Genomic DNA, 13,239 nt, shown 5'->3' on the forward strand with positions numbered 1-13,239 from the left:
AAATTACCAATTTCGATGGAGTGCTTTATTTCAAGAAAATAGCCTATGATAAGAATTGTATAACAATAATTAGTGGTTAAACTATCGAATATGGATTTGGGGGGGATTAGATTGTCCTGTCATGTGGGTATTGATGTAGGAGGTACTTATACCGACGCGGTATATCTTGAACAGGGCCAAATTCAACGGACAGCTAAAGTTCCAACACAGGAAGAGAATTTAGTCGAAACTATCGTAAATGCCCTCGAAACGTTAAACTTGCCTGACGTCAGGCAAGTAAATCAGATTACAGTAAGTACGACACTCGTCACCAATGCCATCCTGCAAAAACGTCTGCCGCCTGTTAACCTATTATTATTTCCCGGAAATGGTATGAGCCTGAATGCTCTCCCTTGGCCTGTTGACTATCAAGTGCTCAGCGGGGAAATGGACTTTCGGGGACGGGAAGTCAGCCCCTCTAATCCGAGTGAATGGCAGCGCCTGAGCTGGAAAGAACGATCAGGGAGTCCTGAACTGGTGGCAGTTGTGGGGAAATTTTCTCATAGGAATAATTCCCATGAGAACCAGCTGGCGGATTATCTTAGGAAGTCTTACCCCAAATGTCAGATAGCCTTAGGACATGAATGGGGCCAAGCAAATTTTTATCGCCGCAGCCTCACAACCCATTTGAATTTGGGTGTCACGGGACGTTATCAGCTATTCGCTCAGCAATTACAAACGGCTCTCTCTGGTCTTAAGATTCAGGCCCCAATTGCAATTTTAAAAGCAGATGGGGGCATCCTGCCAATCGGGAAACTCAGGCCTATTGAGTCAATTTATTCTGGACCTGCAGCGAGCGTTCTAGCAGCTCTGACTCAGAGTGAAACCTCTGCTTCTACTATCGTTGTCGATATCGGCGGAACAACCACCGATCTAGGTTTGATTCTTTCCGGAACGCCTTTGCTCAGCTCGCGGGGGGCCAAAATTGGTCCTTATTCGACTCTCGTTCATTCCCTGGCTGTTCGCTCAATCCCGGTTGGCGGAGATTCAGTCATCGAGACCTATGAACAGGGATTTGAGTTAAAAAGCTACCGTCTCGGCTCGGCCTATTGCCTCGGCGGTAAGGCTTTGACCCCTACGGATGCTATGCGTTATCTCGGGCTGATCGATTACGGCAACCGCCAATTGGCCGAAGAAGTTTTGGCGGCTCATTGCCCGCCTGATCGAAGGGCACCTCAGTATTATCAGCAGCTTGCCGGTGACATTATTGAGGCCGTCGTGAACCGGATTGCAGAGGCTGTTGATTCTTTAAAACGTGAATGGCAAGACGAGCCTGCTTACAAAGTATGGGAAGTTCTTCATCCTCATGAGGCTCAGACCTTTAATACGCTGTTAAGTGGAGGCGGAGCCCAAGGGCTTACGAAGGCTTTGGGAAAACGCCTGGGAACACCGGTACAACTTGGCGTATATCCCGAAGTCTCCAATGCTCTCGGGGCAGCCATGGCCCGGCCAACCTTTGATTGTACTCTTCATCTGGATACTTACATGAAACGTTATCATGTGCAGGAAACGGGTGAGCAAGGAAAATGGACGGGCTCCCCGCGTCCTTACCGTGAAGTTGAAGACTTTTTAGATCAACTTGTCCAAAAACAAGCAGAACAGTATGGAATTCAAATTCATGAGATCGAAAAAGAACCTTTTGATTTCTTCCCTATCGTTCAAAACTATCAAACGGTAGGCCAAATTATTCGTGGAGCTGCCCATCTTCGACCTGGAGTGATAGGGAGGGTTGTAAAATGAAGCACACAGGAATATTATTTTTCCCCGCTTTTGATTGGTCTTTAGGAAACTCCCATCCCGAGCGAGAGGAACGTCTTCTCTATACTCAGGAACAACTCTTTGAAGAAGGAATTCTTGATTTGCCGCAAATGAAGCAATTTACTCCTCGAGTTGCCTCATTAGCAGACGTAGCTCAAGCTCAAGCCTTATTTCCTACGCCATCATTGTATCCAGAAACCTTAGATCCTCATCTGATCGCTGCAGGAAGTGCTATCTTACTTGGAGAGGCACGGATTCGGGGAGAGATTTTCAATGGTTTTGTTCTTGTTCGTCCCCCCGGACACCATTCAGGAGCAACAGTTTGGGGAAACCGCGGATTTTGCACAATCAATAATGAAGCAATTCTTATCAATCAGTTGAGAGCACGTTATGGCATCAAGAAAATTGCCATCGTCGATACCGATGTTCACCATGGCGATGGGACTCAAGATATCTTTTATCATGATCCCAATATTCTTTTTATATCTTTGCATCAAGATGGGCGAACGCTTTATCCAGGCAGCGGGTTTATTGATGAACAAGGGGGTCCCAACGCTTGGGGTCAGACTCTGAATATTCCGCTCCCTCCGGGAACGGGGGACGAAGGGTATCACTATGTTTTGGAAACCTGGGTTTTGCCCCGTCTTCAAGCCTTTAAACCGGAATTGATCATTAATTCTGCAGGACAGGATAATCATTTTACGGACCCTTTAGCTTCCATGAATCTTACGGCTTCGGGGTATGGCAGGATAACCGAACTTCTTCAGCCCGACCTGGCTGTTCTTGAAGGCGGCTATTCCATTGAAGGCGCGCTTCCCTTTGTTAATTTGGCAATTTTATTGGCCTTGGCAGGTGAAGACTATCATCATGTTCGTGAACCTCAGAAAATAGGGCGTTCGAGTTTACCCTTAGCAACCCTTAAACCTTACGTAGAGACCATTAAAAAGCAAACTCAAATGGTAAAACCTGACTTTACAATTCACAATGTAAAATTCTTCCCTCCAGGGGAATGGGTTTACATTCCTCGTTCTGTCTATTATGATACGGAAGGGTTCCAAGAAACACGACAGGATTTTGTGCGTAAGTGTAACCATTGTGCCGGTACGGTATATATTGAAAGTCAGCGATCACATGCGAAGACGAAGTCAGTACTGGTGCGTATTCCTTTTGAGGCCTGTCCCCAATGTGAACAGGCAGGTTATGATCTCTGGGAATATGTGCAGCAGCATCATCAAGAGATTCACAGCGGCCTGCTGCAAAATCAGCTTCATAATCAACATCAGGTATGGCAGAGAAAGAAGGATTGAGGTTGACATCGGCAATTCATATCCTTGATTCCCATTCGGCGAATCAAATCGCAGCAGGAGAAGTGGTAGAACGTCCTGTTTCTGTGGTTAAGGAACTTGTGGAGAACGCTTTAGATGCCGGAGCAAAACATATCGATATCTCCATTGAAGAAAATGGCGTTCCTATGATTAGAGTGAGGGATGACGGCAAGGGAATGAGTGAGGAGGATATGCCCTTAGCAGTGCTTCGCCATGCTACCAGTAAAATTACCGGAATTCAAGATTTGGATTATTTGCAAACTCTTGGCTTCCGTGGAGAAGCTTTAGCGAGCATCGCTTCAGTGTCCACTCTGGAAATTATATCTCGCCCAGGAACAGAGATTTCAGGTATATCCTACACTTTGACCGGAGGAGGAGAGGGGGTTCTTCAAGAAGTGGGCTGTCCTGCCGGAACGTCCGTGACAGTTCGCAATCTCTTCTTTAATACACCGGCTCGCTTGAAATTTCTGAAGTCCAAAGCGACTGAATTTGGTCTCATCAGCGATACGGTGGGTCGGATTGCCCTTGCCCATCCGACAATCGCCTTTTCTTTAGCCCATCCTACTCAAAGAGTGTTCCAAACCTCAGGGCGAGGAGATTTAAAGGAAACAATGGGAGCTATTTTTGGTCAATCAATAGCTCGTCAGCTCATAGCCGTGGATGCTCAAAGCGAGGATTGGAGGTTGGAAGGCTTAATCAGTCCTCCGGATCTGGTTCGAAAAACCAAACAAGCGCAGACCTTTATGATTAACGGACGGGTTGTGCGTTCCTCCTTTTTAAGTAATGCCCTAGAAGAAGGATATCGTACGCTGATCCCCGTTAAACTTCATCCTCTAGTTGCCCTTCACCTGCACGGATCTCCCTCAGATTATGATGTCAATGTCCACCCTACTAAGATGGATGTGAAATTCAAGAACGAACAGGAGCTTGCGTCATTTATAACCAAGACGATTTATCAAACGCTGCTAAAGAGTCAACCCTTGCCATCCTTTGGCAGGCCTCTGGAATCAGTGCTAAGAACTCAAGCAAATACGGTTGTTCAGGGAAAACCTATTCAGATTGTGAATACGCCTTATAACAGTCCGCAAAATTCTGCGCATCAAGCCAGGGAAGAAATTCGCGAAAAACAGGTTAGGAGAGAGTCATCAATAACCAAAGTATTATCATCAGAAAAGGAAGCCGAACCCATAATCTCTGAAGATCAGGGTTCTTCGCTTTCACCTTCACCGTTAGAGGTTGAATCAACAGTTGAGCTCAAAAAGACATTGCCCAAACAAAGCAATCTATTCTCTGCTGACAATGGCACGCTAAATCCTCTGATTTCTCCGGAAGAATTAAAAATCCAAAAGAACAGGGAAGCAGGAACGAATGATTCAGCGACAACAGACAAAGGGTATAATGACGGTCATGGCCTCAGCCGTTTCTGGCCAATTGGGCAACTGTTTAATACCTATATTTTAGCAACTGATAGTGATGTTCTCTTGCTGATTGATCAGCATGCAGCCCACGAACGGATTAATTATGAACGTATTCTTGCTGAATTTAAAGCGAGAAAGCAAGAAAGCCAAATGCTTTTAATACCGATTCCTTTGGAGCTTACACTTCAGGAAGAACAAATGTTAATCGAGCATATGTGGATACTCAGGGAAATGGGTTTTGTCCTTGAACAATTTGGAAATCAGACGTATTTATTGCGGGGTGTCCCTGTCCAAACGGGGAGTTTTCCAGCGGATGAACTCCTTCGGCAATTTCTGGAAGAGGTTTTGCTAAAAAACGCCTCCCCAAGTTATGATCAGCTTTTAAAAGAGTGGATATATCTTTTGGCCTGTAAGGAATCAATCAGGGCTAAGGATTCCCTCTCTCTATTGGAAATGGAACAATTAATTTCACGCTTGAGTCAGACAGAGAACCCCTATACCTGTCCGCATGGCCGCCCTACAACAATCAAGATCACGCGAGGAGAGTTGGAAAAGCGTTTTTACCGAGTTCTTTAGAAGTTTGAGCCTAAATTGGCAGGGGTATACTATTGGTATATATAAAAAGGAAATTTTGGCAAAAACCATTATAATAGGGGTTTATAAGGGAGGAGATTCATGGATCAGTCTATTCCAATTTGCTTAAGAGTTACTCAACCCGACATAGAACTCTGGGAACGCGTTCAGTGGTTTCGACGACAACCGGGATGTTCTTGGGTTGATCAGCAAAATAATTTCGGATCTCTTCCTGAACTAAAAATTTCAAGGCGAGGTGTGGAACTAATCTTGGGGGGGAACCGTTTAGCGTTTCATCCTAATATGGCTTTGATTCGGGCTATTAATATTTTACGAGGCAGTTCAGATCGTTTCCTAGATGCGACTCAATTAAAGGCTGGTGATTCCTTTCTCGATGCTACCTTAGGGCTGGCTTCCGACGCTCTTATCGGTGCGCTTGCTGTAGGAGAGGGTGGCCATGTTTTAGGATTGGAAAAATCCCCGATTTTAACTGCAGTTATTCAAGACGGTCTCATGCATCTTACGGAAACTAGTTTTCAAGCTAGAACTGAACATAAGAAAAAGGCATGGACATCCTTAGTGCAAGCTGCTTCAAGGATTGACGTTCGCTGGACAGACCACAAGGAGTTTCTAAGTTGTTGTCCGTCAAAGTCTATTGATGTGATATATTTTGACCCGATGTTTCGCAGAACGTTTCGTGAATCCGATGGTATCCAGCCCTTGCACCAATGGTCTGAGCATAGTCCTCTTGATCAGCAGACTGTGAAGGATGCCTGCCGAGTTGCGCGAAAAAGAGTTGTGCTTAAGGAGCGGAAGGACAGCAGGGAGTTTAATCGCCTTGGTTTCAAACTAATGTCTGGCGGTCGATACAGTTCCGTTGATTATGGTCTTATTATAATTTAATGGAGGAGTTGTCTTGTTACCACTGGTTATCATTATTGGCCCAACCGGCATTGGCAAGTCTTCATTGGGGTTAGCTCTTGCCCAAAAAGTCGGGGGAGAAATTATCTCCGGTGATTCTGTCCAAGTTTATCAAAAACTCGATATAGGGTCAGCCAAACCTTCTCCGGAAGAACTGCAACTCGTCCCCCATCATCTCATCGATTGTTTAGATCCTACGGAACCTTTTACAGCTGCTCAGTTTAAAAAATCGGCAAGTTCTCTGATAGGGAAAATACGTGATCGAGGTCATGTTCCCATTGTGGTCGGAGGAACAGGACTATACATTCGTTCCTTGCTGGATCCATATGATTTTTGGGAGCATGGTTCGGAAGAAATACGTCTCAAATGGCAGGAATTTGTTAAAAATCATGGCAATCAAGCCTTACATCAGGTGCTGGAGCAGCGAGACCCGGAAACTGCCCGTCAATTGCATCCTAATAATGTACTGCGCGTGATTCGGGCTTTAGAAGTTCAAGAATTGACCGGTAAACCATTGTCCAGTCAGCGTCAGTTCAAGGATGATGAATACCGGCCTTTAGATCCTCAGGTGCTCTATATTGGGCTAACTGCTCCGCGTGCAATCATTTATGAGCGGATAAATCGACGGTGTGAAATAATGCTTGCCGAAGGTTTACTTGAAGAAACTCTTAACCTGCTTAAGTCAGGATATTCTTCAACGTTGAAACCGCTCCAAAGTATTGGGTACAGGCATGCTGTCTGGTGTTTGCAAGGCCTTGTGACAAAGGATGAAATGCTCAGAATTTTACAAAGGGATACTCGTCATTTTGCCAAGCGTCAATTAACCTGGTTTCGCCGTGATCCCAGAATTCATTGGTATGATACCGAAGAGGGAATTGACCAAATCCTTGAAGAGCTAATACAGACTTGCAGAGCCCAGCAAACTCGTGTAGAATAGATGGCGTAGAAATATAAGGTGATGGAGGGAAATATATGAATAAATCGCCCATCAATTTACAAGACACCTTCTTAAATCAGGTGCGTAAGGAGAACCTTCCCGTGACCATTTATTTGGTTAACGGATTTCAGCTTAAAGGACTTATCAAAGGTTTTGATAATTTTACGGTTGTGATTGAATTTGAAGGCCGGCAACAAATGGTCTATAAGCATGCTATCTCTACGGTTATGCCGATACGTCCGATTAATTTAGCAACTGCAGCTGCTGTAGAATAAAACGCTAAGCATAATTCGCTGAAATTAATTCTCGAACATAACGATCTGAAGGATTTTTGATTTTGGACGAAAGAACTAGGTTCGGAAATGCCGGGCTTAGTTCTTTTTACTTGAATTCGATACCTAACTATGATATCTTAGCTTTGTATGCATTAATTAAGGTAAAAGAAAGGAATTCAATCCAACTATGGAAACTCGAAATTTAAGAAATATTGCAATTATTGCTCACGTAGATCATGGAAAAACAACACTTGTTGATGCGATGTTAAAACAAAGCGGCACGTTTCGCTCAAATCAGCAGGTTGTGGAACGTGTTATGGATTCCAATGATTTAGAACGGGAACGTGGTATTACTATTTTATCTAAAAATACCGCCGTTCATTGGCAAGGAACAAAAATTAACATTATTGATACTCCGGGTCATGCTGACTTTGGAGGAGAGGTTGAGCGAGTTTTACAAATGGTTAACGGCGTTCTTCTCATCGTCGATTCTTTTGAAGGGCCGATGCCTCAAACTCGCTTTGTTTTGCGTAAAGCATTAGAATTAAAACTGATTCCTATCGTTGTAATAAATAAGATTGATCGTCCCGATGCCCGTCCCACAGAAGTTGTCGATGAGGTGTTAGATCTGTTTATAGAACTGGGAGCAGAGGATAATCAATTGGATTTTCCCGTCGTCTATGCTTCAGCGCGAGCCGGGATTGCAGGGCTTTCCTCTGATGCTCTTGAAGATACCTTGGAACCTTTATTTTCCGTTATTCTTGATCATATCCCGGCACCCGTTGTGGATCTTGAAGCTCCTTTTCAAATGCTGGTCACGACTCTCGATTACGATGATTATGTGGGCAAAATTGTCGTCGGAAGAATTGTAAGAGGAACAGTTCATCAAAACGAAACCATTACTCTTATAAAACGTGATGAGAGTTTTGAACGGGCCAAGGTTGGCAAGGTTATGGTTTTTGAGGGCTTGAAGCGTCAAGATGTTGCTGAAGCCTCAGCAGGAGAAATTGTTGCTTTAACCGGATTAACTAGTGCCAATATTGGGGAAACTGTAGCTTGTGCTCTTAATCCCGAAGCTTTGCCAGTTATTGAGGTTGACGAACCAACCTTATCCATGAATTTCATGGTTAATACAAGTCCTTTTGCGGGACGTGAGGGGAATTTCGTAACCTCCCGGAAGCTGCGTGAACGGCTTTGGAAGGAAATTGAGACGAATGTCAGTTTAAGAGTCGAAGAAACGGATTCGGCAGATTGTTTTAAAGTTTCCGGCAGGGGAGAATTACATCTTTCCATACTCATTGAAAACATGCGCCGTGAAGGCTATGAACTGCAAGTTTCCAAGCCTGAAGTCATCTATAAGATGATTGATGGGGTAAAATGTGAGCCCATGGAATTTCTCATTTGTGACGTTCAGGAGAAATCTTTAGGAGCAGTCATGGAACTCTTAGGGAAACGAAAAGCAGAAATGGCTAATATGACCAGTCTGTCAGAGACACAGCTGCGGGTTGAGTTTAACATTCCTGCCCGAGGTCTTATCGGTTTTCGAAGCGAGTTTCTCTCTGAAACACGGGGTGAAGGTATGATGAGCCACGTCTTCCTTGGGTATGAACCTTTTAAGGGAGAAATTCCCGGAAGAACTCGGGGGGCTTTGATCGCTTTTGAAGAGGGTGAGACAACAACCTATGGGTTATACGCAGCCCAGGAAAGAGGAAACTTGTTTGTTGATCCCGGGCTTCATGTTTATGCAGGCATGATTGTGGGGGAAAATAACCGCGAACAGGATATTGAAGTAAATGTTTGTAAGAAAAAGCATCTCACCAACATGCGGACGAGCGCTGCCGACGATGCTTTACGGCTTGAAAAACCCAAAGAAATGTCCTTAGAACAATCCTTAGAATTTATCAATGATGATGAGTTTGTTGAAATCACCCCCAAAAGTGTACGTCTGAGGAAGAAATTCCTAGACCATGCCTCACGTGTTAAGTATGCCAAGAGTCTAACTGGTAAATAATACCATACAAAAATCAGGACACCTTTTATTCTTTACTGCGTATAGTAGTAAGGATGGGAGGTGTGCCTGTACATATGACAATTCGCGTAACGTTTCATCCGGAAAATCAGCAGTCGCCGGTGATTCAAACACCCATACCCCCCAAACCTGAAGTGTCGGCTCATTCCACAGAGGGGATAGGGATACGTATCCGAAAAAATAATTTTTCTTCAACGGAGAAAGATAAGGATAAAATCGCAGAAATTCTTGCTGAATTACAATCCTATATTGGGCTTGAAACGGTGAAACGTTTTATTTTAGACTTACAAGCCTTTGTGGAAATTCAAAAGCGCAGAGTTCAAGAGAAGCTTGTATCAGAGCCTTTGGTTTTGCATATGATTTTTCGAGGAAATCCAGGGACGGGAAAAACAACGGTAGCCCGCTTAGTCGGTCGCCTGTATAAAGAAATGGGAGTTCTGCAAAAAGGGCATGTTATTGAATGTGAACGAGCAGATCTTGTCGGTGAATATATCGGACACACGGCGCAGAAAACAAGGGAGCAAATCAAAAAGGCTCTGGGCGGAGTTCTTTTTATCGATGAAGCTTACTCTTTAGCTCGCGGCGGTGAGAAGGATTTTGGCAAAGAGGCTATCGATGCTTTAGTAAAAGCCATGGAGGATAATAAGGATAATCTTGTCCTGATCCTTGCCGGTTATCGTCAGGAAATGGATTGGTTTCTTCAGACCAATCCGGGACTGCGTTCGCGTTTTCCGATTCATATTGATTTTCCGGATTATACGTTGGACGAGTTGTTAGCTATTGGCAATCTGATGTTCAAAACTCGACAGTACGAGTTAACGAAAGAAGCGAATGAGGCGCTCCGCAGCTACCTGCAATTCCTGCTGCATTCTCACCCTTATGCCGGGAATGCACGCTTAGTGCGCAACCTTGTCGAGAAAACCGTACGCAAGCAGGCTGTTCGCTTGTTTCAGAAATCAACGTCCAGTCGGGAAGAACTTATTCAAATACTACCGGAAGATATTAATATGGAAACGATATAGTTAAAGTTGAGGTTATGAACTATGGAAATTTCGGGTGATTTGTCTGGGATCAAGGCGAGTCAAATACAGGAACTTAAAATGCTCTCCGACTATCAAACGGAGCGGCAGCAATTGCTTCATCCCGAAATTCTCGGAGGCCTAACCCGTTTGACACAGCTCTGGAATCGGGAGATTTGTGTTTACCTTTCCCGCGGGGGAGTACTGATTGCGGCAGCAGTGGGAAGACATGCTGCAGTTACTCTCCCGCCCCTTAAGGGAAGATCTCAAAGCAACCATTTGCGCTGCCTGCATACACATCCCAATGGAGTTCCAACACTTAGTTCTCTTGATTATAGCGCCCTGACATCGTTAAGGCTGGAAAGTATGACAGCTATTGGAGTAAGCCAAGGTGAACTGACGGGTTTTCAGCTTGCTTATCTTACAAGTGACGGTAATCCTTTCGTAGTTGATCTTAGCCCGAATAACTGGCAGGAGTTTGACTATTACAATTCAATACCAGATCCTTCTCACGATCGCAAGGGGCGGAAAAAGACAGAGACGAAACCTGAAAAAGAGCGTGCTTTTCTTCTGGCCTTGCAAGAGGCAGATCAGGAGTTTAATGAGGATTTGGAAGAGCTGGCAGAGTTAGCACTTACTGCGGGAGTCGAGGTCGTTGGGCAGCTTGTCCAACTGCGCCGTAACGGCCAGTCACGAAGCTATATAGGCAGCGGGAAGCTGGAAGAATTAGTTCATCGGCTTCAGGAAACAAGGGCCGAGGTCCTGATTAGTGATGATGAATTGTCCCCGACACAACTGCGGACCCTGGAAATGGAAACGGGATTGAAAGTATTAGACCGCACGGGGCTAATCTTAGATATTTTTGCCCAGCGTGCCCGTTCTCGTGAAGGTAAACTTCAGGTGGAACTGGCACAGCTAAAACATTTGCTGCCTTATTTAACAGGACAAGGACAAGCTTTATCCAGGCTAGGCGGCGGAATTGGATCCCGGGGTCCTGGAGAAACCAAATTGGAGCTTGATCGACGGAGAATGCGCGAACGAATCAATCTTCTGGAAAAAGAGCTGAGAGCTGTCCTGCAGCATCGAGAGATTCAAAGGCGTCAACGGGCTAAAAGCGGTTTAACGGTAGTAGCCTTGGTGGGCTATACAAATGCCGGAAAAACGACGTTTATGAAAAATGCTATGGAGCAGGCAGGCTTTCGTTCTGATATTCCCAGCGGAGAAAATAAATTATTTGCGACTTTAGATCCTATTGTTCGCAGAGTTCAAATTAAACCTGCGCTTGAAATTCTGCTGAGTGACACAGTTGGTTTTATCCGCAAACTGCCTACTAAGCTGCTTAGAGCATTTTTGGCTACCCTCGAAGAAGTTCAGCAGGCTGATGTTCTTATTCATGTCCTAGATGTAAGCCATCCGCAGGCAATTCAACAGGCTGAGACTGTTCACGAGGTTTTAGGACAATTGGAGTGTCAAGAAAAGCCGGTCATCACACTTCTCAACAAAGTTGATAAAGTTCGGGATAATGAGGAAATCTCAAAGCTGGCCCAGGTTTTGCCTTATCCTATCTCTTTATCGCTTAAACGCGGGGATTCTTTAAATCCTGTCTGGACTGTCTTGGAATCTATGCTAGAGTAATTTATCTATTAAACGTTATAAGGAGGAGCATCGTGTTTTTGAATCCCAATTGGCCGGAGTTTATTCATAAAGCAGTTGCAGAGGCAGAAGAAGTTCTCCGCCAACAATTGCCCTATCTGCAAGAAGTTTCGGCATTAAATCATGAAAAAGTACTAAGAGCTTTTCAAGAAGAACGTGTTTCTGCCTATCATCTTCAGGGAACAACGGGCTACGGTCTTGGAGACAGCGGACGGGACGTCCTTGACCGAGTGGCAGCTCGTATCCTGGGGACAGAAGCAGCTCTTGTACGGGGGCAATTCGTTTCGGGTACTCATGCCATTGCCGCTGCTTTATTTGGTGTCCTTCGTCCTGGCGATCAAATGATTTCAGTAAGTGGTACACCCTATGATACTCTCGAGGAAGTCATCGGACTTCGAGGAAAAGGACAAGGAAGTTTGCTGGATTTTGGGGTAAGCTATCAGGAGATCCCTTTAGACAGCCAAGGAAATATGCAGTTAAAATTGTTGAAAGAGGCTCTTACGGCTAAAACCAAAATGGTGATCGTCCAGCGTTCGCGGGGCTATGCTTGGAGAAATTCCCTAACGATTGCCCAACTCAAAGAACTTGTTGACTTCGTAAAAAGTCGCTTTCCTAATGTGGTAATATTTGTTGACAATTGTTACGGTGAATTGGTAGAACCTATGGAACCTGGCGACATTGGGGCAGATTTAATGGCCGGATCGCTCATCAAAAATTTAGGCGGGAGTATTGCCCCTACCGGAGGGTATATTGCCGGACGGTCTGACTTAGTCAGTTTGGCTGCACAGCGTTTAACGGCACCTGGAGTTGGCGGTCATATGGGTGCGACCCTGGAATGGGAGCGCTTATTTTATCAAGGATTGTTCTTTAGTCCTTTAACGGTGTCTGAAGCTCTAAAGGGAGCGGTTTTTTCCGCGGCTTTTTGGCGAGCTTTAGGTTTTGAAGTTAATCCCGAACCTGAATCGCCCAGAACGGATCTTATTCAGGCTGTAAAGCTTGGGTCGAGAGAAAAAATGATTGCCTTTTGTCAGGGACTTCAGAAAGGTTCTCCAATTGATGCTCACATTAAACCTGTTCCTTCCGGCATGCCGGGGTACGAAGACGAAATTATCATGGCCGGCGGGACATTTATCCAAGGTTCAACGAGCGAATTTTCTGCGGATGGTCCTTTAAGAGAACCTTATATTGCCTACCAGCAAGGGGGTATTTCTCAACGGTATATTCAAACGGGAAATATTTTAGCAGCCCTGAATTTATGGCAGCAAGGACTTTTAGGTTAAGTATTGATCTTG

Annotated in this window: 10 protein-coding genes; all 10 read left to right on the forward strand. The window is 44.8% G+C overall.

Annotation, left to right across the window (positions count from 1 at the left end; all coding sequences use genetic code 11):
- The first annotated feature begins 111 nt into the window (after positions 1-111).
- The gene (locus B5771_RS19960; RefSeq protein ID WP_088189107.1) at positions 112-1,779 is read left to right on the forward strand and encodes a hydantoinase/oxoprolinase family protein; all 1,668 of its coding nucleotides are present in this window, start codon (positions 112-114) and stop codon (positions 1,777-1,779) included.
- Complete coding sequence (locus tag B5771_RS19965; RefSeq protein ID WP_088189108.1) at positions 1,776-3,104, forward strand: histone deacetylase; 1,329 nt, start codon at positions 1,776-1,778, stop codon at positions 3,102-3,104. The genes B5771_RS19960 and B5771_RS19965 overlap by 4 nt, the downstream gene beginning before the upstream one ends.
- Positions 3,105-3,106: 2 nt before the next feature.
- The gene (gene mutL, locus B5771_RS19970; RefSeq protein ID WP_088189109.1) at positions 3,107-5,116 is read left to right on the forward strand and encodes a DNA mismatch repair endonuclease MutL; all 2,010 of its coding nucleotides are present in this window, start codon (positions 3,107-3,109) and stop codon (positions 5,114-5,116) included.
- A 99-nt stretch (positions 5,117-5,215) separates the two neighbouring features.
- Positions 5,216-6,016 (forward strand): class I SAM-dependent methyltransferase, encoded by an 801-nt coding sequence (locus B5771_RS19975; protein WP_088189110.1) that lies wholly within the window; start codon positions 5,216-5,218, stop codon positions 6,014-6,016.
- A 13-nt stretch (positions 6,017-6,029) separates the two neighbouring features.
- A complete protein-coding gene (miaA, locus tag B5771_RS19980) occupies positions 6,030-6,971 on the forward strand; it encodes a tRNA (adenosine(37)-N6)-dimethylallyltransferase MiaA (RefSeq protein WP_088189111.1) in 942 nt (313 codons plus the stop codon).
- 35 nt (positions 6,972-7,006) lie between these two features.
- A complete protein-coding gene (gene hfq / locus B5771_RS19985; protein WP_047808087.1) occupies positions 7,007-7,246 on the forward strand; it encodes an RNA chaperone Hfq in 240 nt (79 codons plus the stop codon).
- A gap of 187 nt (positions 7,247-7,433) precedes the next feature.
- On the forward strand, positions 7,434-9,257 hold the full coding sequence (gene typA, locus B5771_RS19990; RefSeq protein WP_088189112.1) for a translational GTPase TypA: 1,824 nt from the start codon (positions 7,434-7,436) through the stop codon (positions 9,255-9,257).
- Between the two features lie 74 nt (positions 9,258-9,331).
- The gene (locus B5771_RS19995; RefSeq protein ID WP_047808085.1) at positions 9,332-10,297 is read left to right on the forward strand and encodes an AAA family ATPase; all 966 of its coding nucleotides are present in this window, start codon (positions 9,332-9,334) and stop codon (positions 10,295-10,297) included.
- Positions 10,298-10,318: 21 nt separating this feature from the next.
- Positions 10,319-11,929 (forward strand): GTPase HflX, encoded by a 1,611-nt coding sequence (gene hflX / locus B5771_RS20000; RefSeq protein WP_088189113.1) that lies wholly within the window; start codon positions 10,319-10,321, stop codon positions 11,927-11,929.
- A 32-nt stretch (positions 11,930-11,961) separates the two neighbouring features.
- A complete protein-coding gene (locus B5771_RS20005) occupies positions 11,962-13,227 on the forward strand; it encodes a methionine gamma-lyase family protein (protein WP_088189114.1) in 1,266 nt (421 codons plus the stop codon).
- The last annotated feature ends 12 nt before the right edge of the window (positions 13,228-13,239 follow it).

This window comes from Desulfosporosinus sp. FKA, assembly GCF_002196785.1.
GTDB lineage: Bacteria > Bacillota > Desulfitobacteriia > Desulfitobacteriales > Desulfitobacteriaceae > Desulfosporosinus > Desulfosporosinus acididurans.

Excerpts from the sequence above, each read along its gene's own strand:
- hfq (WP_047808087.1), top strand. The coding sequence starts at position 7,007 with ATGAATAAATCGCCCATCAATTTACAAGACACCTTCTTAAATCAGGTG.
- B5771_RS19975 (WP_088189110.1), top strand. The coding sequence starts at position 5,216 with ATGGATCAGTCTATTCCAATTTGCTTAAGAGTTACTCAACCCGACATA.
- B5771_RS19965 (WP_088189108.1), top strand. The coding sequence starts at position 1,776 with ATGAAGCACACAGGAATATTATTTTTCCCCGCTTTTGATTGGTCTTTA.
- B5771_RS19995 (WP_047808085.1), top strand. The coding sequence starts at position 9,332 with ATGACAATTCGCGTAACGTTTCATCCGGAAAATCAGCAGTCGCCGGTG.
- hflX (WP_088189113.1), top strand. The coding sequence starts at position 10,319 with ATGGAAATTTCGGGTGATTTGTCTGGGATCAAGGCGAGTCAAATACAG.
- typA (WP_088189112.1), top strand. The coding sequence starts at position 7,434 with ATGGAAACTCGAAATTTAAGAAATATTGCAATTATTGCTCACGTAGAT.